We start from the raw sequence: 25,191 nt of genomic DNA on the forward strand, positions 1-25,191 counted from the left end.
CGGCTACCGTTCCTCGAATTCTATATTTTTACCTTCAGTAACTGTCTTTTTCACAGATAGACCAGTTACTGAAACAATGATATTGCTGGTATCTACATTCTTAACTTGGTTAATGATGTCTTGCCATTTTTGAGTTGTTCCAGGATTATCTTTCTTTAATGTAACAATGAGCGTTTTACCATCATTTGTTTTTGTTACACTTGGAGAAAATCCCTTAATTCCGCTAATTGTAGCAGATGCATCATTAGCTACTTCTACACCATCTGGAATATCTAGCGTAAAAGCAAATCCTGCATCAACCTTACCGTAGCTATTGTGGAATTTCGTAACATAGGCGTCATTCGTGCCACCAACTCTCGTATAGCTTAGCGTCCAACCATTGAGATAACGCTTAAACCATGGGATACTAACTGAAAAATCAAGATTCAGTTTATCCCCAGATTGTAGCTCACCAACCGCTTTAGAATCCGTTTCACCCTTAAGCTTCAGATCACCGTATACTTTAAGTTTATCAACTGGCTTTTTAATTTCATCTTGAGTTAATAAATCATTTTCCTTAAAGCCAAATGGGTTGACACGATTTTCGATAGGTTTTGTAGGATTTTGTCCTGGTTTTGTATCTCCTTCTGCCGTATCATTACCTGCGAGATAACCATATCTTTCTTCAAAATCCATCCCAGTAGGCATAAGCCAATACGTATTAAGGTTATTCACTATCCCCGCATTTGGCGTACTAGTCATGTCTTCTAAAGAGTTAAATGGAAAATCAGCAATCGCTGTTTTACTTGAAGAGGTTAAATACTTAGGAAATACCCCATAATAAGTTTTCCCTGTAAAACCATCGGTTATCTCTTTCTTTTCCACATCAACCCAATACGTATTCTTTAGCGTACTATCGCCCAAATATTCAGGCGTAGCAGCCAACGAATCCTTAATTAAATATAGAAGCGGTTTGCTACCATCCGCGGCAAACACTGGTGACACAAATGCTGCTGATGCAATCAATGTAGCTGATACTATCGTTACAGCCATATTTTTTAGTAATTTCATACAAAACCTCCTACGGTCTCTTGATTTCAAGTGACTTTAATGGGGAGGTAATGTTAACGATTGGATCACTAACTGGGTGATTGCCAAATTTGTATAATTGGCAAATTCCTGAACCAGTTATAGTTCCAAGTAATTCTTCTTTTCCTTCTACTATATATGGGATATTTACGTTAATTTCATGCCCAGTTTGATTACGTTCACTTTCTACAAGCTTAAAAAATTCTTTATAATCATTCCAATTTCCTAGTTGAATAGTGATAACAACTGAATTATCCTTTTCTACATATTTAGTCTCAATGGCACTGATAGTAGATGTGTTTTCGGTAGCTTTAATTCCCTTTTTATCAACGTGGAAGTTAGAAGGGAATTTTATCGTATACTGAGCAATAGGGAACTTTTCACCTTCACTGGACATGATTATATTTTCAAATTTCAAAGGTCCAAAACCTTGTCCTTTTATTTCTTTCTCATATACTTTGTAGGCTCCTTCAAAAAGGTCTGCAGCTTCCACGCTTGCGCTTATAGTACCCGTATAAGAGTCTTTTTGCCCTTCAATTGGCGTGACGGGAGATGCAGTTACCGTCTTACTCACATCAACGGTTCCTGTAATTTTCTTTAAGAAAAAGGATCCGCTTACGTTTAATTGACTATCGACTTTATATACAAGTTGTCCTTCAGCCGCAAACGCCTGTGTAGTTCCAGCCATAACACCAAACGCTACTAATGTAGCCATCAATAGACCCATTGTCTTTTTTACTAATGTTTTCATATTTTCCTCCTTATTAATCTAATAATGGGTTATAGGCCAAAAAGTGTGTAAGAAATCATGTCTTAGACCTTGCAATACAAGGGTTTTGCGGTAATCGAATCTGTTTTCTGCACATTCGCCACCTGGACAAAAAGTGTGTAAAAATAAGCTCATAACCCTTATAGCAGTAAGGCTCGCAGTATATCGAATGTGGGCTATTTCTTATATTAAGCGGCGTTCGAAGCATGTATTAGCTGAGTATTTAACAATAAATCGTCAAAGGCTGTTACTAACGCAGATTACGTACTGCACCAGTAACATATGACCGTTACTTTCTTAAGATACTTGACTGAGTTTTTAACAGTGCTGAGACTAGTTTATGCCACAGAATACTCATCAGCTTAGTTTTACACACTTTTTGGCCTATAACCCCCTTTTTCCTCCTTTCTTATATAAAGAAGCGACCAAGATTTTCTTGGTCGCTTCATGTTTGTATAACACTCATATAATACCTAAAGAACTAGCTTTACAGTTAGATAATCCACCTTACTTGTATGCTCTTCCATTTAAGGAAACTAGAGAATCAAATAATTGTGTTTCATCTAGAATACTCTCAGTTGGAGTTCTTTCCGTTATTGCAAGTTCTTTATACTTACTAGTAATTCCCTTAACAGCTTCTAATATCGATGGTTTAGAAACTTTGGAATCACTTTTCCTATACTCTTTAATTAAATCAGAAACTGCAAAAATCCCTAATTCCTTAAATTTCTGAGTTCGGTCATGATCATTCAAAGTTTCATTATTACTGATTCTTTCAACATTAAACCTTGTATTGTTTACTTTTTCGTCATAAGCCATCCTAAACTCTAACGAATTTTTCCAACCATAGTCAGAATTGTAAACAAACTTTTCACCAGTTATGTCTTCAATAGCCATAGCTAGAATATACTCATAGCATCCAGCATCTCTACTATCATAAATAGCATCGTAAAGAGGTTTAATTGCCTTCAGTCCCAGTTTCAATATTCTTTGATAGTTTTTAGAATTCCTAATAAACTTTCCTGGATGTGCCTGCATAGCCACTTGTGGATTAGTCTTCGTCTCAGTTTCTAATTCCACCATCAACTTATTCATGGATCCCTTTATATCATCTAACGTTTCAGCATAAGCTACGTTTACTGGCATCAATTTATGAGCTATATTCCCACTATTCTTTGATGCTTGATTATTTCCAATAATAAAAATTCCAGTAGATACAAATAGAACCAATAAAAGTAAAGTTCCTAGCGAAATATACATTTTTTTCTTAGACATAGTATTACACCTCCTAGAATTCTATATTCTTAATTCGCTGTATACTCTCATAGTGTAGGATATTATCTTAGTTAAGTATCTATAGAGATTAAATTCTATTTTTCGCTTAACGTTAAGATAATTCGTTATGTCTTCGTTGCCTAAATGATTCATTCACTGTCTAAACAGTTATACTATAATAATATTAATTTAACATGTTATATCATTTTTATCAAGATACAAATTCAACTTAATTAACTAATTTATTTCTATATTTTAGAATCGTTATTTCTACCCATTCCAACGAACGCTCCTGCACGGTTAAGCGGGAGCATGTTGCCGTTAATCAAATACAAGTCGCCACCCTCACAGGCTGGAATCTTATCCAAGTTTTCTAACTGTCTAATATCGTTTGCGCTCATCCAACCGTTTTGACGAGCGGTAGCATAACCATTCATACGACTCTGATAGTCTCCTCGAAGAAGACCATCCACGTTAAACTTCACATAATATGTTTCTTTCTCCTTATCAGTAAAAAGCCGCCTCGTAATAGACTGTTCAAACCGCGCCACCCAAGGATTCAGCGTGTATTTAACAAACTCCAGCGACTGCTGTTCAATATTAGAAAAACTTGATTTTTCTAAATCACCAACCATGTGTGGTGGGACTCTAAAAATACGAGCGATTTCGTTAATCTGAAACTTACGAGTTTCAAGAAACTGCGCTTCGTTAGGCGAAATAGAAATAGGCGTATACTTCATGCCTTCCTCTAAAATCGCTATCTTATGCGAGTTAGAACCCGAGAACCCCCTATTCCAACTATCCCTCATACCAGACGGATCTTTTACTGTACCGGGGTATTCCAAGATTCCGCTTGGTGTAGCACCGTTAGCGAAAAACGATGCACCATACTCTTCCGTAGCTATTGCCATGCCGATAGCGTTTTTTGCCATCGCAATAGGCGAATAGCCAACAAGACCGTCAAAACCAAGACCGGGAATATGAAGCACGTCAAATGGTTTAAGTTTCACACTCGTTTCTTTACCCGCTAAAACATCACTATCATTTAACGTATACTCGTAAAAAATTTGACCGTTCTCATCCCGGTCAACTCTCATACGATCAGGCATTAAAGGGTATAAGCCTAAAACCTCGCGTCCTGGAATGCTTTTCTAAAATTCAACCCCTCCGTGTCAGCATGAAACACGTAGATAGACGCATCATCTGCCATCGCCTGCTCCATGTTCACGAACGAGTTGAAAAGAAACTGGTAAAACTTATCATTCTCCATATTATCGTTTTTAATTTTCCCAGCAGCACCCTCATAGTTCACGTTATAAGGCGGATCAGTAACCACCAGATTCACTTTAGTATCCTCAAGAAGCGTCTTAAATGTTTCTAACTTAGTAGCATCACCGCAAATAACACGATGCTTACCAAGCGTCCAAATGTCACCTGTTTTAGAAAAACACGGTTCTTCCAGCTCTTTTTCAACATCAAAATCATCATCGCTTACGTCTTTATCGGCATCAAAAATACTGGAAAGCTCCACCTCGTCAAACCCGAGAAGATCAAGGTTAAAATCAGCTCCTTCAAGCTCTGACAACTCGACAGCTAAAAGCTCACTATCCCAGCCGGCGTTAAGTGAAAGCTTATTATCCGCGATAATATAAGCACGTTTTTGTGTTTCAGTTAAATGGTTTTCTTTCACGCACGGAACTTTTTTAAGACCCAGTTTTAATGCCGCGGCAAGCCTGCCATGCCCTGCGAGAATCGTATTATCTTCCGCCACTAGAATTGGGGATAGAAAACCAAACTCGCGAATACTTGCCGCTATCTGAGCCACTTGTGCCTGAGAGTGAGTGCGAGCGTTTCTCACATACGGGATAAGCTCACTTACGTCAGCCAAATAATACTGCATTTCTTTTTCCATAAGCTTTCCTCCCGTTAGAAAAGACCCCAGCAAGCCAGCTTTTCAAAACCACCCACCGAGTCAATATAATCTTTCGCAATTTTCACAATCTGCGAATACGGTTTACCATCAACCATTTCATCCCCGATAGCACAAGAAAACTCAACAACCCGACCGGTTTCCTGTGCTTTCAAAAACGCGTAAATGTTAACCGACACGTCAGCTTTCGTAAGATCCTTACCATGCAATCCGCCGCCCGTAACAGCATCAGCCATGTCTGACCCGAGTTTTCGGTTAACCGCTCCCGTATCCACGCTGATACCACCAGTCCAGTCGCCTAAAGGATTAACAAACGCATTCGGATAGTCTTTCAATACGTCTTCTCGTTTAGCGTGAGACTGGCAGATGATAAGCTTTTCACCATCAAGAACATACTTGCCGTCATACGGATACTTTTCATAAACCTTTCGAGCAATAGCCGAGAGTTTCTTTTGTTCGTCTGTTAGTGGTACGCCTTTAAAAATCCCGTTATCAGCGCAACGAACCATACCATCCTGGTTTCGGCTTAAACGCTTATCCTGCGGCACAACCGTAATATCAATCTTTACTTTCCCAGGGCTTAAACGATGGATAATATTTTTAATATCCTTAAACTTAAACATCACCGTGCTTTCAATACACACGGCACACTTACCATGCCCGAGCATCACTTCAACAGCAATCTTAGGATTCTCATCCAGCTTGTAAGCCAGATCAACAATTGCTCCAGCAATACGATCCGCAATCTTGTCAACATGTGACGGGTTTACTTTTTCTATCATAATTTTTCTCCTTATATGTTTTTACGTGTAATAAGCAGGCGTTCTGTAGCGGTCGGAGCGATGGAGAGAACATACAAAAAGAGCCGGTACTCTAGGTGAAGTACCGGCTTTCTTAACTGAAAATAACCATAGGAAAATAGAGGTACTTCACATAGCACCCCACGGAATAAACCCGTAGAGACTCTACGATGTATCTCATCGCCCTATAGCTAATCAGGCTTTGTGATTTAAATTTGATGTTCTCAACCTATGCAACGATATTCATTTCATTAGTTGAAATCACATCAGAGTTATTGATTAACTCTGAATTAAATATAATCAAGTAAAGAAAGTAATAGAAGATAGTAAAAAATAGCATAACTTTAATGGAAAAGTAATGCTAAATTATTTACATTACTCGTCATTAAAGTATATAAGCGATATATTCCAAATAAATTGACATTACTTTTTGCAACCAAAAAATAAAGCCATGCTATAATCCATGACTTTATTACAATAGAAAGGATTCAAAATGCCCTTGATCAAAGAAAAAATTCCGTAAATAATTTTGAAAATTTTTTATTTATGTTTGAAAGCTGTAGTTGTGACTGCGTTGAAGATATAGAACACACATCTCCAGGGAAAGAGCCTACAATCAGATTAAAATTACAAGCAATACCTGAAATTTGGTTACACTGCCAAAGGTGGTTTATTTCGGATTGCATCTAATGTAAGCACAGAGGATCGAAATATACTTGGTAAATTAATTTCATTATCTAACAAACTAACTAAAGAACTTTTTTCTTTCTTTAAAAGCAATGGTTTCTTATTTCCTGTATCAGAAACTTCCTATACTGGATTCGATGAAAAAATTTTGTATGAAATAATCAACCGATTGAAAGCGACAGTTGAGTTAATGACTGCTGTAGTGAAATTAGAAAGAATTATAAAAAGATTTGCGAATTGGTTATCTCTTTACTCCTCCGTAAGGATATTTCTATAAATACAGATTTTATGAATAAACCTTATTCAAGCTGCCACAATTCTTATCTTGAAACGATTAACAACTCTCCATCTGAATTATCTCCTAAAAGAAAATAGGAAAAATTTGATGGAGATACCTACACTATTGCAGACTCTTTATATGGCACATATAATCTGAGCATCAATGATTATAACGATAGTATTGGAGGTTATAAATCTGTTCAAGGATTTCAAAACGAGCTATATATTAAAGTAACTTTGATGTTTGTTAATTATGAGAAACAAGATACAGCTAAGAAAATTTCCGATTTCCTATTTCACTTCTTTTATGACATGAATGGAGATAGCTCCAATAATTTCTCTGAAATAATGAAAGTAGCAGTAATTGAAATCGCTAAGTTTCTAATTAAGGAAGAAATTAATTACAATATTAAAGATATACATCCTGTTTATGATCCAGAAACCATGACTCCTTCCTGGAAAGTAGATTCACTTCTTAGTGCTGTATATTTCTCCATATTTTACTTGAAACCAGATCTTGAGTTATATCGCCCCTGTGATAATCCTAGATGTGGTCGGTATTTCCTTGTAAATACCACATCAACAAGGAAACGTTTCTGTAGCAAAGAATGCTGCAACAGAGTTACACAAGACCGATATAGGAAAAGAAAAGGAAAAAGAAGAACTATAAAATAAAGTCTCTGTCTGTAGTACTACAAACAGAGATTCTGCAATAGTATTTTTTATATTTAATCTATATCGTACGTGCCACGGTCTTCGGTAACCATAGAATCAGTAGGCTTACGCGCATAAGATACTATTTTAGAAAGAGATGATTCCTTTGTAAATTTTATTTCCTTCCTGCTCAGAACAGACTCTATAGATTCTGCAAGTGCAGCCTTTTCCTTTATCGGTTTACCTGAATAATGGTACATTAGATATCTTGTATCAATCACAATTCCTTGGATTCGTTCATAGTATTTTTTGTTGCGTCTCCAGTCGCCAATTGCCTCACCAATGTTTCCAACAAAAGACGTCAGACTAAAATAGTTCTTTGCCATATTGTACGGCATGATGAAAGCATTAAATAGAGATTTCGCATCTACATTCTTATTCTTTTCCAAATATTCGCCATATGTAATTTGCTTATTGATTGACGAACCGTTAGGCAGATGGTCAGGAATCCCAGTCAAACCGTATTTATAGTACTTAGCGTCAAGAACGTAATATTTATCGTTATATATCATGATTGTATCCGGTATCAAAGGCCTCTTTTCTTTGTATTTGCCGTAGTCAAGCAACCATCTTGAACGAGGAAAATATTTATTTTTGTCCTTCTCTCCAAATGCTCGATCAATTAATTTTTCCCACACGTGATCAAAGTCATCTGTACCAAAGTAGAATTGCTTATCGGAAGTCTTCTCATACATATACTCAAGCATGTCATTCATGCTACGAAATAAGGATTTCTTTCTATCGTCATTTGTAGTAGCAAGCTTGTTTTGGACAATTCTTATTGACGTCTTAATATCCGGATGTGACCCTGATTCCTCTGGCATATAGGGAACATACAGCCATCCAAGTCTCTTAAACGCTTCATACACACAGAATCTATTAATCTGCGTTATTTCTTTCGTGTCATTTGGAGTTGAAGATCGAACTTCAAACTGTGTAAATACAAAAGAACTCACACCATTTCTGCTTTGAACAAGAGGCATTTGCTTTCGTGCAGTTCTTGCCCAATCCTGCTTACCAGTTGAAGCAGTAGTATATACTTGCTCTTTCTCAACATAATAGGCGCCACCAATTGAAAAATAATATTCTATAACATTTTTATACGCATTGATAGGGAAGCCTACTAATTGTGGTGCTGTAAACTTATTAATTGCCAATAATCTGTCATCTTTTGTTGTAAATTCAGATAACACTTGTATTAAATGCTTTATGTCTGTTCTGATTTCAGCATCGGTTTTTGGCAACTCATATCCGATTGGAAAATAGACCATAGCATTATCAGAATCAGCTTTGATACCAACAAAACGATCACCATCTTCATTTGTGTTAACATGGCAGTGTTTTTTAATATCAAATTCCTTGATTGAATTTGATGCTGAGTCTAAATCCATATAAATCACCGACTTAATCTTCTTCTACATTAGCAAATGCATCCCTGACATTATCTTTAAACACCTTAAAGCGCTCAGTACCATTGGCATACATAAAAGCATGTATTATTTGTTCAAGACTTTGATATTTATCAACATCAAAAATAATTTCACGGTTGAATTTAAATGCATCATCCCAAAGATATTTTATTACCTTTTCAGGGAACTTCCTATTTTGTCGCATTGCATCACGAATCACTGCAATTCTGGACTTCTCATCATCTGTAAGGGAACCACTGGTTTCTTTCATACGAAGAGCATCGTATTCTTTCAGATCTCCCATAGTGTCATCGTATTTAAGGTCATGAACATGAACAAAGTATGCTCCAAGTCTCTTATCCTCCGCAGAAGTCATCCTTGCACTATTCCCAACAACAATCTTATTGATTTCAACACAGAAATTTTTCCATGTTATTCCAGTGTCAAGGATTTCTGCATCAGCAAGCGAACTGTCAACACTGGCAAAATCGTTCTCGATAAGACGCATATCCCATCTGCGCTGAAAAGCTGTATCTAACGTGAAAACATTTTGATCTGATGTGTTCATCGTACCTATGATGGAAAGGTTTGAAGGAATACGAACCTTTTCTGTTTTTCTATCCTTGCCGTACATCTCCTCAGCAATATTCATATTTGTAATACCGTACTCACTTGTACCGATGGGATATCCGTTGTCATCAATATCACGAATTTCTACTTTACGGTCAAGCAACTGGAACACTTCTCCGAAGATAGCAGGAGCGTTACCACGATTAATTTCCTCAATAATAAGGATGTACTCCTTGCTCGGATTGTTATATGACTCGCGAAGGATATTCGTAAAAGGTCCAGGAGTAAACTTATAACTTACCTGTCCATCATCTGAAACTGCTGGAAGAATCTGTCCAATGAAATCTGAATAAGTGTAGTCAGGATGAAATACAAGTCTTTCTACAACACTTCCAGGTTTGCAATATTCATGCTCAATAGTCCAACTCTTACCAGAACCCGGAACACCATATAGAAGAATATTACGCCCACTTACAACGCGATTATTTTCAAGCGAATCTTGTCTATCGGTCTCTTTATCTATATTTACATCCTTGGAGCCTATTATTTTTGTGGCTGATAGCTGCAGAAAGGTTTCTACCCTTTTTTGATATTCCTCTAGATTATTAAACTGACCTTTTAATATCTGAACATCTCCATTATGGCACTCAAGGTATGGGTTTAGTCCATCCGAAAGCAGAGATTTAAGTATTCTTAAAGAACCTTTAGCTTCTTCATCTCCATTTAAATCTACATTATTTTTAGTTTGCATTAGTTTCTTATACACGTCGTTTTGATTAAAAATAACATCATTAGTACCATCAACTAATTTAAAGATTGCGCCTTCAGATATTGCAGTTAACAAGCGACTCAATCGAGTCTCTATCTGCTTATCATAATTAATATCAACACCAATCCACAAAATCAAAATACGTACATAAGCATCCCAATCATTGTCAATTAGAGTATCGATAATGTCAGCATTAACCGTATAGATTAATTTTTTGGGATACCTTATTCCACCTGTCCTTTCTGCACTAGCAGTTTTATCTTCATCAATAAAGCTGATTTTTGCTAACTTCCAAATTAGCTCAAAGGCTACTATTAGCGATTCCATTTGAGACTTAAATAGTGAATTATTATTTATAGCACCTATTACTGTATCAATGTTAATACCATCTTGTTTACAAATTTGTGCTAGTTTATTTTTAATAGCAGTTTTCAAATTTGGATTAATTACTATTTTGTCTCCACTTTGCACGGAATACTGAAGCTCAGCAGACTTAATAGAGCACTCCCAAAACAAAAGTATTAGCGCGACAGCACTCTTAACATGTGGGAGCGAAGATTTAATACCAAGCTTTAAATACAATTCATCATAAACGGACATATTATCTGGTCTATTCATCAATGTTTCCCTCCATAATATCATTTTTAATTACTCTAGCGATTGCTGATGCCAATAGTGGCGGAACAGCATTACCAACTTGTCTCATTTGAGAACTCTTACTACCAATGAATATGAATTCATCTGGGAATGACTGTATCCTGGCCGCTTCTCTTACTGTTATTGCCCGATTTAAAAAAGGATGAGTAAATTTGCCTGAAGAAGGTGTATCAAATCTTGTTGTTATCGTGACGGATATATCATCTTTTTTCATTCTGGTCCACGTACCACTATATATGGATTTAGTTAGATGCTCTTTTGGTAAAACTTCTTTACCGGCATTAGGAGGAATCATTCTCAATCTTTTTAATGAAAGTGGAGAGTGTTTTGTTGCCTTATGATTATACAAAAGGTTAGCATGTCCACGTAATTTTTTTTCATACTCGCTTTGAGGCGCATATCTGTATTCTTGCACCTCATCGCCTTCTCCTGATTCTAAAAATGCCAAGTCGCTAATTGCGTCCCATATAGTTACTTTCTCATTCAGCGAAGATGGTAAAGACGGAGCAACCCCATTCATTTTGCCAATAATAACTGCTCTTTTTCTATTTTGTGGTACTCCAAAATCCGCGGCATTAAGTACTCCATGCTGCAAAAAGTACCCCATAGCATTAAATAGCGTCTCAATTTCATTAAAAAAATAACCTTTTTCAGCAGTAAGCAGGTTTGGGACATTCTCCATTACAAAATACTTAGGTTTTACAAGCTCAACTACCTTTACATAATATTCAAATAAAAAATTTCTTTTATCGTAGATTGTTTTCCGCTGACCTTTTTGCGAAAAGCCTTGGCAAGGTGGCCCTCCTATAATGACGTCAATCTTATTTTTATATGTTCCAAAAACAGCATCCAAATCAAGAGAGGTAATATCACCAACGACCATTTTTGTTGTTTTATGATTTTTCATATAAGCGTTTGCAATGGATTCATCATACTCATTAGCTAAAAGAACACTGAATCCTTCTTCTTCAAAGCCTAACGATAATCCTCCTACGCCTGAAAATAAATCTATTACCGTTGGTTGCATTTATTTGCCCTCTATCCTAGATTTAGCAATGTTGTAGTATTCTGAGTTTAATTCTATACCTATAAAATTGCGACCAGCTCGTTTTGAAACAACTCCCGTTGTTCCAGAGCCCATAAATGGATCTAGAATATTATCACCAGGGTTGGAAAGTATTTCTACAAAGTGCTGCATCAAACTTTCTGGCTTTTGCGTTGGATGTTTTCCATATTTTCTTTCGCTATTCGGAGTAACGGATGTTTCTATAAAATCATGAAACATAGCTCCACCATTGTTAAATGTTCCAGTCTTTGTTTTATAAGTGAAATACACCCATGCTTCTGTAGAATTTACAAAATGTAAATTCATATTTCTGGGCATAGGGTTAGTTTTATGCCAAATCCCTGTTGTCTTATAGTAAAATCCATATTCCTCAGCTAACTTTATAATCGTTTCAACTTTTATAATAGCCATAAACACAATCATAGAGCCACCCTTTTTCATGACTCTAGAAGATAGTTCAAAAAAAGACTCCATGGATTTCTTCCATTCCTCAAAACCCATGTCATCCCAACCTGCGGCAGCAAAAAAATTGTCTCTCATCTTTTTTAGATTAGTATCTCTAGTTTTCATAAAACTACCAAGATTATATGGCGGATCTGTAACAATTAAATCTATTGATTTTGCCCTAAGATTATCCATAGCAACAATACAGTCATCGTTGTAAAGTTCTATTTTAGACAATATGAATCACCCTCCTAACTTAACAGCTACTCTGCACTTTCTCCACTGGCAATCCATTTATCTAATTCCGAGCGTTTAAATTTCCAAAGTTTTCCTATTTTATATACTGGCATATCTGGTTTTTTTCTTATCCAGGTTCTCAGAGTGACAGTTTTTATCCCCAAGTATTCTGCCGCTTCATCAATGCTGATATAGCTTTCTTCATTTTTCATCTGTGTTATACCGCCTCTAAATTTTCATCACTACAGACCTAATTACCATTATATCTGCTTTTTATAAAAGGTCAATATATTTGGTTGTATTTGGATATATTTCATTATATTTGTATATATTACTAGATATTTTACATTATAAGAAATTGCCTATCTTTGACGTTGTAGCCTGTGAGCAAGTCGTGTGTACCTTTTACCGTTAGTATCCTGTGCACTCGACCCTAGAGCGTCGACATGTTCCCTCATACAGCCAAAACACACCCAAAAACCGCGAGAACCCAGCTTAAATCCACCGCACGCTAAACCTTTTAACGATAGTCCTCGCTAAGCCTTTCTACACAAGGGCAAATTTGCACCCACCTAATCAGCCTTTGACATCAAAACAACAGTCTCAACGTGAGATTGAGAGACAAATATGAATAAAAGTTAATAGTTTTCAAAAGCTCGCGCTCGGGAATATGTGTGGGAATATAAGCATAACTAATACGTTAAGCTATTCACTACAAATCTAAACTATTCCTATCCAATAGGAAGTCGAATAAACTAGTAAGTATTCCATGCTCATCCAAAAAAGGTTTTATTCTATCTTTTACGATAATTATTTTTTCTTAAATGAATCATCAATATATAACAAGGACGCTTTTTCTTGATGTATCTTTTCGATTGAAGGAAGGCTATAGGCAGATTGTATATAATATCTTTTACTTCCAAGATTAGCTATGAAATCAACTTCTAACTGTTTCTTGATGCCTTTATTATTAATATTAAACGTATATTATATCTGTGAACAACATCTCGTAAACGTACGCCTCTTCCTATTTAGAATTATTTCCATTTCGGAATTTAATCTAAATACATTATGAAGAATAAGCTCATGGAACTCAACGCTATTTAGAAATCTATCGCAAAAAAGTCTCTAACCTCACCCAAGCTAGCCGTGGACACTCTTTAGAATAAATACATCGCGTCCACTCCACTTAGGAGTTGCAAAACACGTACTTGTATGATGTCATCCATTTAATTAGTCTCGCTGTCTAGTCGGAGAATTGTTTTACTTGCTTGACTTAATAAGCACGACTGCCCAAACGATAAGAATCAGTTCCATTGCAATGGCTACTCCAAGCAGATGATATAACTCCATAATAGCGAAAGCTGCAATAACTGGAACCATTACGCTTGTTAGAATAGAAACTAGCTGCATTTGCTTACGACCGTTTGAACATTTACTCATTTAGATGTCTTCCTAGTAAGCTGGTGCATTTAGAATCACCAAGGTCTCAAGTGGACGATAATATAATAGTAATGCTAACGTCCACTGATGAAATTCAACTATTTGAAACTAACGGTGCTAAAGTACCTCTCTCACTAATTAACAAATTATCATAGTTGGCGTGAATGGCATTCTGAGTGACGGTGGCACCATTCATGTCAAGAGGACGAATACTGTCATACTTTTTGTTACAACGTACCTGTCACCTTATCATTCTTCTTTTTTCACATTCATTCTGCCTTACCCATTGGTAAGTAGTAGATTTTACCGTCTTTAGAAATCAATTGCACATCCTCGGCATACAGGTCAGAGGTGTCCTGCGGATGTTTAATGGATTTGACTGATGCTTGAGCCGTTATCATATCTACTGTTTTTTTGTTAATCGCCCTAAAATTAAGGTCATCATCAAATAATCCAGGAATAAAATGAATGACGCGATCGATTCCATCTCTTTTACGCTTGATCTCATCTGTATCAATGCTTAAACGATTTACGGATGTCTGATGCCAGCCAGTCAATAATGCTTGAGTATCTTCCACCTGCTTTGTGTATGTCGGCAAAAGCGCTAGGCACTGCTTTCTTGAGACAGCCCCCAGATGAAGCGTATACCTCAAGTCGGAAATCTTATACAGCACATCAAGCAATGCTTTTTGGTATGTATACCAGTTTTGCGCTTCTTTTAATTCCTTTTCATAAGATGCATAATCCAGGTCATTTTTCTTTGTAAAGCCCGCCAAAGTTAAATTAACCTGACCAAGTAACTGAGTACATTCTTCTTCTAGATTATCGAGCTGCGCAATCTTTGACAGTCTCAATTCATCATTCTCAAGGATCTCTACTTGAAAGTCGGCAATTTTCTTAACATGAGCAACAAGTGAAAAAATCCGACTTCGAAATTCGTTATCTTGGAAATCAGATATTTTTGAAATTCCATCACGGATTACTCCAAGCTCTGCATTTATCTGCGTCATGTAATACTGCCCAACAACAATTGATGCCAATCCCATGGCTACACCCACATTATTTGCTACTACATTTTTAGCTTTAACCGCTAAAAGGTTTGCATGACCCTTGATTCCATTAGCACCAAAATAGAGTCCTCGAACCGCCCCTTCCATAGCCTTAGAATTGGTAAGTTTAGCACCAGCCGGGATTATAGCGCGATACAAAACCTCGCTTCCCGCTTTTGCAGTTTGGACTGCATTGGAACCTGCTATACTAGCCTGCACCAATCCGGAAAACAAATTGCTCACACGCCCCAGAATTTTACTATCAGTTATCTCCACCAGCTTACTATCATCAGATATTGCTTCTACCGGAAGCATTTCCATCTGAATGACAAGTTCATCGAGCTTTTGATCTGGCTGAGATAATTTACTTGTTTTCTTTACTATCATCGCACTATTATTCAAATCAGAGCTATTCTCGTCTTTGGGAATATTTGTTTTCTTTAGCCTATTAATTAGGAAAGCAGCAATCATCACCACTGCCACAATACATATGCCAACTACAACATACTCTATATTCAAAGTTCCTCCTTTTAACGTTCTATAATAGGAATAGTAAATTTTGCGAATAAATCAAGCCTCACCAATCTTGATATCTATCTCACAACCACAACTACCCGACATCTAACCCGGCAACTCCATTTATTGACATCTATCTTGGCAACTCTACCATCACACTCTTGGTTGGTTCTCCTTTAGATAAATTTCCGCAGAGTGTTTTGTCTGCCCGATTCCGAAGTCCCCCGATTGCCAGAAAACCGCAGCGTTACCGAGCTTTTGCGGCTATTTTCCTGTCACTCTCACATTCACATTCGCTGTTTTTAATCTTTTTTCCTATATATTAATCCAATACCTTCTTGTTGTAACATTTCCTCTTGATAAGCTATTTTTCACTTTATTTTCCAAAATTCCACCATTATTTTCTATAACTTTTATCGACCCAATATTGTCATCATCACACGTAATCAAAACCTTATGTAGATTCAAAGTCTCTTTACAATATGTAAGTGCCATAGAAAGCATTTTTGTTCCATAGCCCTTCATACATTCAGATTGTCTAATTTCGTATCCTATGTGACCACCATAGTTAATTAAAAAAGAATTTAATTCATGCCTGATATTAATTTCGCCAATAAATTTTTCATTATCTATCAACCAAAATGTAGTAGCTCTAACATAATTTTCAGGCAAATTTATACCATGTTCATAGTTATAAGAACTCTCTATAATTGTCTCAGGGTGTATAAAACGTCTTTCTGCATGCGGCCTAAAAATTTCATCTTCTTCATTTGCCTCTATATAACTTTGGATATATTTACTATCTGGTCTAATTAATTTCATAAGTTCTCCTTATTCTTAATATGCAATATCCTTAATATGCAATTCTAATAAAAATACAATTCTATTAAAATTAGAATCCATAATAGTCTGTTTAGTTTTCATAGCATTAATATTAAAAAATTACACACGCAAGCTTTATTAAAGGAAAATTTTTTATTTTTCCAATTAATATAGGCTTTTCGCATCCATAAAATTTTTCTTTTCCATAAATCACAGCTTTTATTAGAAAAATAGGGTTATTCCCCAATAATCAAATAATGTAGGGAACTTTTTTACAATTTTTACACCGATTTGTTCCCCAAAATATAAGCAACTAAATCACATATAGGCTAATGCCATTTATAAAATAACTCTCAAAATACTTAGGATTTATTTATCCTAAAATATATGCTATAATCCTCCTAAAAATGGAGGTTCTTGATATGAATGTAAATACAGACACACTTGTTTCTATTTCCGAAGCAAATCAAAACTTTTCTAAAGTTGCGCGACTTGTTGACACATACGGATCAGCTGTTATTTTGAAAAACAACGCTCCTCGCTACGTAATTTTAGAATTCCCAAAAGCCAAAACTGAAAAAGTTACTGTTCCAACAGATAATGAAGTTATGGCTTTATCCAACATGTTCATTAAAAAGAACAAAAAAGTCTATGAGGAACTTGCCAAATGAAGAACTGATTGATATTATTCTCAAAGTTGCATCAGGCGAAGCAAATGAAAATGACCTTTACACTTGGATTAAAAAACCACCAAGCCTAATACTCCAACATTCCTAAGCATTTTTAGAATATGCCAAACTATATTTCGTGCGACTAGTCACAGTGACAGACATAAAACACCGCAACAGTATTACTTCACTACAGCTTTCCCATTCAAGCAATGCACAGCATAGTGAGCACATCCATCTGTTTTGCGCCCAAAATTATTACAACTAAGATTGACCTTATTCTTATCAGAAACCTCGCTAATACCATTCTCACAAACTACTTCAAGACATACATCCTTAGGTATTTCTCCTTCTAAAACACTCGTACCATTTAACGTATCCACCATGCAAGAAGCAACAACCTTAACATTATTCGCCACAGCAGAACCATTAAGACACTTTAGAAAAACATCATTCGCCTGAACATTCCTTGCTTCCACCCTGCCGTTATGAACTTCCGCATAAATCTTGTCAGCTTTAATATCCGTTACTAATACTTGATTAGACTCAGCTTTAATCTCACAAAAATCAACACTCTCTGGTAACGAAACAATTACCTCAGGGCTGCCTTTAGCAAGCCAATGCAGCCAGTAAAAAGCCGATACTTTTTCTGTTTGAACGAGTTTTATACCGTCTTGATTTTTTTCAATATGAAATATATCTTTTTCACAATTAACATAACTAATATTAAAAGAATCAGCCCTTCTAACCGTTAAGCTAACATCTTTCGTTTTTGCTACAAACTTCCTACTATTCGCCACTTGAACAACTCCCTTGTTAAATATCGGGTTATAGACCAAAAATCAAAAGACCCGACTTGATCCGCATTGTTAAGAGGCGCGTCGGATACTGTTATTTGCGTATGCTACACCAACGAGAGTATTTTATTAAATATTGCAAACTAAAACAAATTTTTCTTTCTAACAAGATTATTTAGTCTTACACTCACCTTTATGAACACAAACAAATGTCAGAACGAAAACGCTACAACAGGCTGCAGGCACAGTAGAAATCATCAAAACGCTATTGCGATTCAGTGAGATTTGCAAAGAAGCGCTACTGATTCTGTATGGATTGAGAGAACTCCTAGTATATCTACACTTTTTTGAGTGCACACTATGAATAGTGGGTGCACTTTTTAACGACAGGGAGGGCTATCGTTAAAAAGTTTAAGATTAGCTTGATAACTTGATTTTTAGGCATCACGAAACAGTCCATAATAAACAGGATGTATATTGAAATCGACTCTAAGAAAATAAGCATAAATTTATAAAAATCAGATTAAGCTCAAGACGCAGTTCCGAACAAAAGATGTTTAATGTTAGACTTTATATTGTATTCGAACTTAATGTTCATTATCTTATTTGTGAAGATAGAAACAACCATTGTTACTACTCTCGCGTAGAAAGATGCAGAATTAGGTAGGGTAAATTATGACTTGGAATTATGCAGAGTTTTCAAAGGAAGCCAAAAATGCAGGCGGACCTGAAAAATTCGTAGATAAGACTTTTAACCTCGGAAAAGATGAGGGGCATAAGAAAATGCTTCCTTATATTGGCGGAGCACTAGCAATTGGTGCTATTGGCAGTGCCTGCATCATGAAACTAATTCAGTATTTCAAAGAAAAATCAGACTCACCTGCCGAATTAGAAGCTGCTAAGCAGGAAATAATCCAAGGAATCAATGAATACAATGACTCCCATCCACAAGAGACCGTTATCAAAGACGCAACAGAAGAAAATTCATAGATTCTAAAATAGCAATTCTCTGATACGACTGAAATGATTATATTCGTATTCACTATAAGTTTTTATCACGGAGGAATGAAAATGAAATATGTGTTTAAAGCCACAAAAATTGGCTGGGACAAAGAACAAGATGGCGTATGGTTTGACGCTGATTATTACACCAAGGAAGAAGCCGAAGCAGAATTCAAGCCATATCAGGGAACAACACAAAGAGGATATCCTTATACCGGATACGAATATGATGGCGTAAAATATCATGATTTCACATACCTTGGCGAATATGAAAATGACAACATACCCAAAAATGATGATGATTATTTTGAACATATAAAGAAAAAATCCAAATAAAGAGATTCTGTATTTGAGAGGCTCTTTATGCAAATCAACAAAATTAATTAAGGGAAAAATATGACCAGGGAAGAACTAAAAAACAGATTGATGAGTTAATGCGTCAATATGACAATGAAGAAATCGATGGAAATACTTACGCGCGAAAGATGATGGAATTAACCACATCTTTGAGTGGTAAAATTAGCGAATATTAAAAACGAACCTACTGCTTAATTGAATATAGCGGTATTAGATGTTCCATCACTCATAAAACAAGCAAGGCTTATGATTATCAGCATTTAACGATATTCATAGACCTTGCTTACATAAAACCAAATTTCATGATTTCTACTCCAATCTTAGCTATTCAAGAACAGGCATATTTGTTGCAGAAATTACGAAATTGAATACACAGATTCAAAGATGAGCATTACTCTCGAAAATTGTATTCTATTCTTTCCGAACGCAGAAGCATAATACGATATTTAATAAACATTATTGTAGAAACCACAATATTTCATACCATATTCCCGAACATCATAAGTGACTGATATCACTCATTTAGAGCACATAAGAAATAGCTAAAAATGAGCTCTAAGAAGTTACACACTTTCAATATTCACACTAATCTCTGATTTAAAAGTTACGCTGAACCTATCCTCGTAAACTTTTATTTTCTTGATGTACTTTCTTACCAGCTTCTCATCATACTCACTAATATCGTGACGTTCACTTTTCAGAAAATCTTCCATTTCTCTGATCCGTCTTTTAGCATCTTCTTGACCTGCTTTTTCTATAAGAAGCTGCTGTTTCTTAACTTTCAGTTCATCAATCTCATCAGCTATTTTCGTGTAGTCTTTTTTAGCTTTAAGCAAGGTTAATGAAATCTGTCGTGATGGTTTTTTGTAAAAGCGCATCACCTGCTAGCCTTGGAAACTACAAGCTTCAAGGTCTGCTTAACATTCTTTTGCATTTCCATCACCTCGCTTTCTGTTTCATCTTTTACAAAAAACGAAAGATTCTCTTTTAAGAGCAATTTGTGTAAAATAAAGACGTTATGTACGAAGGCAGCTCTCCTTTTAAGCAACGTATTGGACTTTTAGAGCGCAAGATTAGAGTAGTTAAAGAGAATAGTTATAATGAAACAGACTGGCTCAAATGGTCTAAACATGCATTTTTGAATCTATTTATGGTTTTTAATATCAAGGAGATAGTCTTCTTCTGGCAAGAGAAAACCTTCTTGCAACATAACTGGGATAGTACAGAAAAATTACGTCAAGCTATTCATACTTATATTGATTCTTACAACAACCACAGAATTAAAATGGGGCTTAAAAGACAATTATGGAACATCATGCTATGGTTGCACAAAATGTCTAAAAATTGTCCTAAGCCCCTTTTGTTTTCAATGTCAAGTAATACTAAATGTTAAGCTTTTTTAGCTTAACTACAGCAAGTTTTCATTGATATTTCAACGAAAACTCGGTTTTTTAGCACACTTTTTGCCGCTTACCCTCAAAAATAGTTCCTTCATTAGGCAACGACATCGTTGTCATCAAAGCAAGCACAAACATAAGCGGACCGAGCGCATTCCCATACGTTTTGAACATCGCACCAAAATCATGGCCGAATACCACCATCGACAAGTAAAGGAACATAAAATTCACAGCTGTAAACATAACCAACTTCAGCACGAACATAAGAACCTTGTACATGAGAATATCCTCCTCACTCACTCCACGGAGTCGCACACCAAATAGCAGAAGCTGCTAAACTTGCAGCTAGGCCCACAGCTCCACCTCTAAATGCGGCTGAACCAGCTACCTTTAAAATATACATAGCAGCTTGCTTCCAAAGCTGCTTTTCAAGTAACTTTGTGAAAGCACCAGTAAATACTCCAGCAAGGCTGCCTAGCCCAGTAGCATTAATTATACATTTAGCATAATCCTTCGAACGCACTGCATGATTATCATTAGACGAAATCTCACCAACAGATGCATTTGCATTGAGCTTATGAATTAAATTCTCAAGCACTTCTTTAGGAACATGAGAAAACTCCCCTGCTTGTGTTATAGTCCATTTTTTATTAATTTCATTAAACTTGAGATACCTTGAAAAAATAATTTCAAGACGCTTAGCATAATTATCTATATTCGCATCACTGACATTGCTTTCTACAACACTTGGTCCGTTATCCACTATCTCACTAGCTTGAGCAGTTGATACCAGAGAAATACAGGTTGATAATGCTGCAACAACTACAGCAATAGACTTAAAAATATGACATTTCATAGAAATTCTCCTTTGTAATTACAATATATAAAAGACCTATCATTAGGTTTAGTACTCATCTTATTACATGATTTTTTGCCATACAATTGTTGTTGTTATTTTTGATAACATATAAAATGTATAAGGTGTTATAAGTTTTACTTGTAACAACTAGAAATAGGGTTATCCCCCCCCCCCAAAAAAATACTAAATTATGCAAATAGACTACAATTAGAATACTCTAATGAAACTAACCTAATCTACTGTTGTAATTAAATGATGAACTCTTGCAATAATCCCATTGGTAGTGTATGTAGCAACAAGATGGTTAAGAATGGTAAAACCGGCGCAAAGAAAACACGATGGATTGAAAGAACTACTATACGGCTACACTTTTTTTGAGTGCACACTATGGATAGTTGGTGCACTTTTTAACGATAGGAAAAGCTATCGTTAAAAAGTTTAAGATAGCTAAACAACCTTACTCAATAATCAATATGCTTTTAGTATTACCCACCCCTATACCCGCTAATAAAATCCTTATTTAATTAACTAAATTCACATATTTATTACTTAAAACCCTATAGTTGTTAAAGTACCTTTACGTCGTTGAATCACCACACCAACATTCCATATGATCACACCAACAATTGCCCACAACGCACCAACAATAAGAATCACAAGTAGCGATACGCCAACATTTACAGAACCATCAACTATACTACGAGATGCTTGAGTAACATGAGTTACTGGAATCACATATAACACGTATTGCATCATCTTAGGAAATACGCTAATTGGAGCAATCACACCACAAACAATAGGAAGTATTGCACTAAGCGCGTTAGAAATAGTATAAACATCATTCATCATCATGCTTATAGCAGCTATAGCGATACCAAATCCCGTAGAAGCAACAGGAACAATAAGGAACAACAGCATCAACGCACTCATATTAATCACAAAGAAAGCACTTGGGCTTACTACAAGCATTGTTATGAACAAAGTCACAGCATCACTCACTAAAGAAATAGTCACGAGCGCAATAATACGACCGAACCATAATGGTAATGCAACTTTCGCGCTTGTAAGCACGAATGGTGTTGTGCCTTCAAAACGATCCCATGCTAGTGCTTCTGACACAGTCATACTTGTGGAAATAGAACACGCACCCATCACAGCAGCAAGAGTTGAAGCAATCAAACTATGATTAAAACCAGCGCTAGTCGCTACACTAGCTGCTCCATTGAATCCTCCGCTTACAGCTCCAGCTAGAAAAACGTATAAGAACGTGGATAAAAGAGGCTCAATAATCATACGAATAACAGCAGTATTCCAACTATTTAAGCTAGGTATACTCTGTATACTCACTCTTGCACCAGTTCGTATACTAGATAACACGCTCACGTGACCATACTGTGAATATTGATTATATTGATGCAATCTAGCGCACTTACTATTTTGAATAATTTTATTTCGCATAGTTTCAACCTGATTATTATTTCGTATCATATTATGTTCAAACTTCCATTAAGCGTTGCAAGTCGAATAGCATGACGTAACATAAAACCTGCAATAACAAGCAAAACGCTAGATAATACAACACATAACACAATCGCTAACACAGTAGTAGCATTAAACGATTGCGCATGAGCCACCCACACTGCAGACGTAAGCGGATGAATAAACGCCATAACGCGAACTGGCAATGACATTGATTCTACAGGGATTACTATTCCGCAAAGCATCCATACAGGAATTAAAATCAAACCTTCATAAACTGTAGCTTTACGGCATAATACAAAAATTCCAGATAATAATGCAGCAGAAGCTACGCAAGCAAGCATAGAAAGTAAGTATCCAACTAGCTGCGTGAATGTTATCATAAAGAACCCATGGCAGAAAACAGCCACTGTAATAATCGCAAGCGGCATACCAATGCACCCAAGTAAAGCTGCGGATCCTACAATAGGAAGAAACACTGCAGAAGGTGAGATAACACTTAAAGTTAAATATTGTAATGTTCCTAAATAACGCTGGTATCCAATAATTCCAACAGCAGTAGTTGTAGCAGACCATAATCCAGCTATAGAAGAATCAACCCAAATATTATTAAGACAATTAGCACAATTATGAGAAAAACCATAGTAGGCAACAATTTTCATCAACGCAAAACATACTGGAGCAAGTATCGCATTTTGCAAGAAAAACGTTGTTTTCACTAAGCTTTTAAGCTGAAACCACATGCCACGAATCACAGAAGCGTATGAATGAGTAGAAGTATTCATATTAAGCCTCCTACTTACTTAATGAAAGTGAAGAAGACGAAGAAGACGGCGTAGCAGCAGAAGTAGAAGTATTTGATGCAGAAATATTATCATTTTGCACAATAGCAAGATACGTTTCTTCCAAACTTGCAGCGCGATCACCTAAACGTGTAATCCCATCAACAGGAATTTTAATATTTCGTTCTTGAGATAATGTTTTGCTCCACGCGATAGTAATATTTAACACTCCATGCGATTCAAAAACATCACACCACAACACTCCATCAAGTTTTTGCAATTCTTCCTTAACACTAGAATCCACAACCGATGATTCACCTTCATACGCGTACATTGTTACATGATCAATATGCTGCAAAGAAGCCAACTGCTGCACGCTTCCCTGAGCGATAATATTACCGTGATTTATTACAGCAACAGTATCAGCTAATTTTTCAGCCTCACTCATCTCATGCGTAGTTAGCAAAATCGCTATTCCTTGATCTCGTAAAGCATGAATAATTTCACGTACTTTCCTAGCATTTTCAGGATCCAAACCAGTGGTAGGCTCATCTAAAAGCATAAGATCCGTTCTAGCAACCAGCGATCGAGCAATATGCAATCGCTGCCACATTCCCCTTGAAAAAGTTTGAACAGCATCATGAGCTTTATCAAGTAAATCAACTTGCTCAAGAGCATCGTGAATACGCTTTCCTTGCTCCCTATATGGAACAGCAGAAAGATCCGCAAAATAACGAAGATTATCTAATGCACTTAACTTTTGATAAAATCCTCGCTCACCTCCAAGAAGTAACGACACGTGCTTACGTGCTTCTCGAGGATTACTCACAGCATCAATATCGGCAATACGAACACTACCACTATCAGGAGCTAACAACGTGCCAACAATTTTTACAGTAGTTGTTTTACCTGCACCATTCGGACCAAGCAAGCAAAATATTTCACCAGAATGAATATCAAAAGATACGTTATGTAAAACTTGGCGAGTTGTTTTCTTACGACCGAATCCACGAGAATAAGATCTTGTTACATTATCAATACACAATATTAAGTTGCTAGTTGACTGCTTATTATTGTTATCGCGACTATTAGTCGCGTCTTCTATATTATTATTCATTATTATTGCTTCGTTCTTACGTGTTATTAAAGCTTAATTCTTACTTTTATTAAACCTTAATTCTTACTGTTATTGAATAAATTTCAACAATGAAAATCAGTTAGTCAGATAAGAAAAGATAACGCTTGCTTACAAGAACGATAAGAACACGCAAAAACATGCAAAAAACGTGCAAAAACCACAGAAAAACCAGCGCGCATGTGCAAACATAATGACAAAACATCATGTG

Annotated in this window: 24 protein-coding genes and 2 pseudogenes; 5 read left to right on the plus strand and 21 right to left on the minus strand. The window is 36.2% G+C overall.

Features of this window, described 5'->3' with window-relative positions:
• Positions 1-3 precede the first annotated feature (3 nt).
• From HXT39_RS04215 to HXT39_RS04240, 6 genes and pseudogenes are all read right to left on the minus strand, one after another.
• The gene (locus HXT39_RS04215; RefSeq protein ID WP_103013950.1) at positions 4-1,050 is read right to left on the minus strand and encodes a hypothetical protein; all 1,047 of its coding nucleotides are present in this window, start codon (positions 1,048-1,050) and stop codon (positions 4-6) included.
• Between the two features lie 10 nt (positions 1,051-1,060).
• Positions 1,061-1,819 carry a hypothetical protein gene (locus HXT39_RS04220; RefSeq protein ID WP_064621843.1) on the minus strand — a complete coding sequence of 253 codons (759 nt, stop codon included), beginning with the start codon at positions 1,817-1,819 and terminating at the stop codon, positions 1,061-1,063.
• 525 nt (positions 1,820-2,344) lie between these two features.
• Positions 2,345-3,112: a hypothetical protein gene (locus tag HXT39_RS04225; protein ID WP_004110901.1), complete on the minus strand. Its 768-nt coding sequence runs from the start codon at positions 3,110-3,112 to the stop codon at positions 2,345-2,347.
• A gap of 248 nt (positions 3,113-3,360) precedes the next feature.
• Positions 3,361-4,245, minus strand: a pseudogene (locus tag HXT39_RS04230) (phage portal protein); the annotation flags it as partial.
• Positions 4,239-5,024, minus strand: a pseudogene (locus tag HXT39_RS04235) (ParB N-terminal domain-containing protein); the annotation flags it as partial. The pseudogenes HXT39_RS04230 and HXT39_RS04235, both read right to left, overlap by 7 nt.
• 14 nt (positions 5,025-5,038) lie before the next feature.
• A complete protein-coding gene (locus HXT39_RS04240) occupies positions 5,039-5,824 on the minus strand; it encodes an S-adenosylmethionine synthetase N-terminal domain-containing protein (RefSeq protein WP_064622140.1) in 786 nt (261 codons plus the stop codon).
• A gap of 1,224 nt (positions 5,825-7,048) precedes the next feature.
• On the opposite strand from HXT39_RS04240, the gene HXT39_RS04245 reads away from it, so the two are divergent.
• Complete coding sequence (locus HXT39_RS04245) at positions 7,049-7,483, plus strand: CGNR zinc finger domain-containing protein (protein ID WP_033888673.1); 435 nt, start codon at positions 7,049-7,051, stop codon at positions 7,481-7,483.
• Between the two features lie 53 nt (positions 7,484-7,536).
• On the opposite strand, the gene HXT39_RS04250 is transcribed toward HXT39_RS04245, so the two are convergent.
• From HXT39_RS04250 to HXT39_RS04285, 8 genes are all read right to left on the minus strand, one after another.
• Positions 7,537-8,913, minus strand: a complete 1,377-nt coding sequence (locus HXT39_RS04250) for an LlaJI family restriction endonuclease (RefSeq protein WP_103014105.1) — start codon at positions 8,911-8,913, stop codon at positions 7,537-7,539.
• Positions 8,914-8,926: 13 nt separating this feature from the next.
• Positions 8,927-10,888: an AAA family ATPase gene (locus HXT39_RS04255; RefSeq protein ID WP_102704504.1), complete on the minus strand. Its 1,962-nt coding sequence runs from the start codon at positions 10,886-10,888 to the stop codon at positions 8,927-8,929.
• On the minus strand, positions 10,881-11,954 hold the full coding sequence (locus HXT39_RS04260) for a DNA cytosine methyltransferase (RefSeq protein ID WP_012914001.1): 1,074 nt from the start codon (positions 11,952-11,954) through the stop codon (positions 10,881-10,883). Before HXT39_RS04260 ends, HXT39_RS04255 begins: the two co-directional genes overlap by 8 nt.
• On the minus strand, positions 11,955-12,674 hold the full coding sequence (locus tag HXT39_RS04265) for a DNA-methyltransferase (RefSeq protein WP_004110918.1): 720 nt from the start codon (positions 12,672-12,674) through the stop codon (positions 11,955-11,957).
• A 26-nt stretch (positions 12,675-12,700) separates the two neighbouring features.
• On the minus strand, positions 12,701-12,886 hold the full coding sequence (locus HXT39_RS04270; RefSeq protein ID WP_004110921.1) for a helix-turn-helix domain-containing protein: 186 nt from the start codon (positions 12,884-12,886) through the stop codon (positions 12,701-12,703).
• Between the two features lie 1,051 nt (positions 12,887-13,937).
• Complete coding sequence (locus tag HXT39_RS04275) at positions 13,938-14,117, minus strand: hypothetical protein (protein ID WP_102702988.1); 180 nt, start codon at positions 14,115-14,117, stop codon at positions 13,938-13,940.
• Between the two features lie 269 nt (positions 14,118-14,386).
• Entirely contained in the window at positions 14,387-15,685 is a 1,299-nt protein-coding gene (locus HXT39_RS04280; protein ID WP_102702987.1) for a hypothetical protein, read from the minus strand.
• Between the two features lie 312 nt (positions 15,686-15,997).
• Positions 15,998-16,504: a GNAT family N-acetyltransferase gene (locus HXT39_RS04285; protein ID WP_103014104.1), complete on the minus strand. Its 507-nt coding sequence runs from the start codon at positions 16,502-16,504 to the stop codon at positions 15,998-16,000.
• A 422-nt stretch (positions 16,505-16,926) separates the two neighbouring features.
• Between HXT39_RS04285 and HXT39_RS04290 the strand changes: the two genes are divergently transcribed.
• Positions 16,927-17,175, plus strand: coding sequence for a prevent-host-death protein (locus HXT39_RS04290; RefSeq protein WP_102702985.1), 249 nt, complete (start codon positions 16,927-16,929; stop codon positions 17,173-17,175).
• A 179-nt stretch (positions 17,176-17,354) separates the two neighbouring features.
• Here HXT39_RS04290 and HXT39_RS04295 read toward each other — a convergent pair whose 3' ends face one another.
• Positions 17,355-17,972 carry a DUF4097 family beta strand repeat-containing protein gene (locus HXT39_RS04295; protein WP_102702984.1) on the minus strand — a complete coding sequence of 206 codons (618 nt, stop codon included), beginning with the start codon at positions 17,970-17,972 and terminating at the stop codon, positions 17,355-17,357.
• A gap of 672 nt (positions 17,973-18,644) precedes the next feature.
• Here HXT39_RS04295 and HXT39_RS04300 point away from each other — a divergent pair.
• Positions 18,645-18,959 carry a hypothetical protein gene (locus HXT39_RS04300; protein WP_102702983.1) on the plus strand — a complete coding sequence of 105 codons (315 nt, stop codon included), beginning with the start codon at positions 18,645-18,647 and terminating at the stop codon, positions 18,957-18,959.
• 81 nt (positions 18,960-19,040) lie between these two features.
• Positions 19,041-19,307, plus strand: a complete 267-nt coding sequence (locus tag HXT39_RS04305) for a hypothetical protein (protein WP_102702982.1) — start codon at positions 19,041-19,043, stop codon at positions 19,305-19,307.
• A 584-nt stretch (positions 19,308-19,891) separates the two neighbouring features.
• On the opposite strand, the gene HXT39_RS04310 is transcribed toward HXT39_RS04305, so the two are convergent.
• Entirely contained in the window at positions 19,892-20,206 is a 315-nt protein-coding gene (locus tag HXT39_RS04310; RefSeq protein WP_233186375.1) for an integrase, read from the minus strand.
• A 140-nt stretch (positions 20,207-20,346) separates the two neighbouring features.
• On the opposite strand from HXT39_RS04310, the gene HXT39_RS04315 reads away from it, so the two are divergent.
• Positions 20,347-20,721 carry an IS3 family transposase gene (locus HXT39_RS04315; protein ID WP_219724965.1) on the plus strand — a complete coding sequence of 125 codons (375 nt, stop codon included), beginning with the start codon at positions 20,347-20,349 and terminating at the stop codon, positions 20,719-20,721.
• Positions 20,722-20,779: 58 nt separating this feature from the next.
• Here HXT39_RS04315 and HXT39_RS04320 read toward each other — a convergent pair whose 3' ends face one another.
• The 5 genes from HXT39_RS04320 to HXT39_RS04340 all read right to left on the minus strand — a co-directional run bounded on the left by HXT39_RS04320 (position 20,780) and on the right by HXT39_RS04340 (position 24,962).
• Positions 20,780-21,004: a hypothetical protein gene (locus tag HXT39_RS04320; RefSeq protein ID WP_102702980.1), complete on the minus strand. Its 225-nt coding sequence runs from the start codon at positions 21,002-21,004 to the stop codon at positions 20,780-20,782.
• A gap of 13 nt (positions 21,005-21,017) precedes the next feature.
• Positions 21,018-21,581, minus strand: coding sequence for a hypothetical protein (locus HXT39_RS04325; RefSeq protein WP_102702979.1), 564 nt, complete (start codon positions 21,579-21,581; stop codon positions 21,018-21,020).
• 552 nt (positions 21,582-22,133) lie between these two features.
• Positions 22,134-23,072, minus strand: a complete 939-nt coding sequence (locus tag HXT39_RS04330) for an ABC transporter permease (protein WP_102702978.1) — start codon at positions 23,070-23,072, stop codon at positions 22,134-22,136.
• On the minus strand, positions 23,069-23,848 hold the full coding sequence (locus HXT39_RS04335) for an ABC transporter (protein ID WP_180963717.1): 780 nt from the start codon (positions 23,846-23,848) through the stop codon (positions 23,069-23,071). The genes HXT39_RS04330 and HXT39_RS04335 overlap by 4 nt, the downstream gene beginning before the upstream one ends.
• Before the next feature lie 10 nt (positions 23,849-23,858).
• Positions 23,859-24,962 (minus strand): ABC transporter ATP-binding protein, encoded by a 1,104-nt coding sequence (locus HXT39_RS04340; protein WP_102702977.1) that lies wholly within the window; start codon positions 24,960-24,962, stop codon positions 23,859-23,861.
• Between the last annotated feature and the right edge of the window lie 229 nt (positions 24,963-25,191).

This window comes from Gardnerella sp. DNF01159 (assembly GCF_049244215.1).
In the GTDB taxonomy this organism is placed as follows: Bacteria; Actinomycetota; Actinomycetes; order Actinomycetales; family Bifidobacteriaceae; genus Bifidobacterium; species Bifidobacterium swidsinskii.

Coding starts and splice junctions, on each gene's coding strand:
- HXT39_RS04250 (WP_103014105.1), bottom strand. CDS start 8,913: ATGGATTTAGACTCAGCATCAAATTCAATCAAGGAATTTGATATTAAA.
- HXT39_RS04245 (WP_033888673.1), top strand. CDS start 7,049: ATGTTTGTTAATTATGAGAAACAAGATACAGCTAAGAAAATTTCCGAT.
- HXT39_RS04330 (WP_102702978.1), bottom strand. CDS start 23,072: ATGATACGAAATAATAATCAGGTTGAAACTATGCGAAATAAAATTATT.
- HXT39_RS04260 (WP_012914001.1), bottom strand. CDS start 11,954: ATGCAACCAACGGTAATAGATTTATTTTCAGGCGTAGGAGGATTATCG.
- HXT39_RS04270 (WP_004110921.1), bottom strand. CDS start 12,886: ATGAAAAATGAAGAAAGCTATATCAGCATTGATGAAGCGGCAGAATAC.
- HXT39_RS04300 (WP_102702983.1), top strand. CDS start 18,645: ATGACTTGGAATTATGCAGAGTTTTCAAAGGAAGCCAAAAATGCAGGC.
- HXT39_RS04220 (WP_064621843.1), bottom strand. CDS start 1,819: ATGAAAACATTAGTAAAAAAGACAATGGGTCTATTGATGGCTACATTA.
- HXT39_RS04215 (WP_103013950.1), bottom strand. CDS start 1,050: ATGAAATTACTAAAAAATATGGCTGTAACGATAGTATCAGCTACATTG.
- HXT39_RS04240 (WP_064622140.1), bottom strand. CDS start 5,824: ATGATAGAAAAAGTAAACCCGTCACATGTTGACAAGATTGCGGATCGT.
- HXT39_RS04340 (WP_102702977.1), bottom strand. CDS start 24,962: ATGAATAATAATATAGAAGACGCGACTAATAGTCGCGATAACAATAAT.
- HXT39_RS04255 (WP_102704504.1), bottom strand. CDS start 10,888: ATGAATAGACCAGATAATATGTCCGTTTATGATGAATTGTATTTAAAG.
- HXT39_RS04225 (WP_004110901.1), bottom strand. CDS start 3,112: ATGTCTAAGAAAAAAATGTATATTTCGCTAGGAACTTTACTTTTATTG.
- HXT39_RS04275 (WP_102702988.1), bottom strand. CDS start 14,117: ATGAGTAAATGTTCAAACGGTCGTAAGCAAATGCAGCTAGTTTCTATT.
- HXT39_RS04320 (WP_102702980.1), bottom strand. CDS start 21,004: ATGTACAAGGTTCTTATGTTCGTGCTGAAGTTGGTTATGTTTACAGCT.
- HXT39_RS04325 (WP_102702979.1), bottom strand. CDS start 21,581: ATGAAATGTCATATTTTTAAGTCTATTGCTGTAGTTGTTGCAGCATTA.
- HXT39_RS04335 (WP_180963717.1), bottom strand. CDS start 23,848: ATGAATACTTCTACTCATTCATACGCTTCTGTGATTCGTGGCATGTGG.
- HXT39_RS04305 (WP_102702982.1), top strand. CDS start 19,041: ATGAAATATGTGTTTAAAGCCACAAAAATTGGCTGGGACAAAGAACAA.
- HXT39_RS04285 (WP_103014104.1), bottom strand. CDS start 16,504: ATGAAATTAATTAGACCAGATAGTAAATATATCCAAAGTTATATAGAG.
- HXT39_RS04315 (WP_219724965.1), top strand. CDS start 20,347: ATGTACGAAGGCAGCTCTCCTTTTAAGCAACGTATTGGACTTTTAGAG.
- HXT39_RS04290 (WP_102702985.1), top strand. CDS start 16,927: ATGAATGTAAATACAGACACACTTGTTTCTATTTCCGAAGCAAATCAA.
- HXT39_RS04310 (WP_233186375.1), bottom strand. CDS start 20,206: ATGCGCTTTTACAAAAAACCATCACGACAGATTTCATTAACCTTGCTT.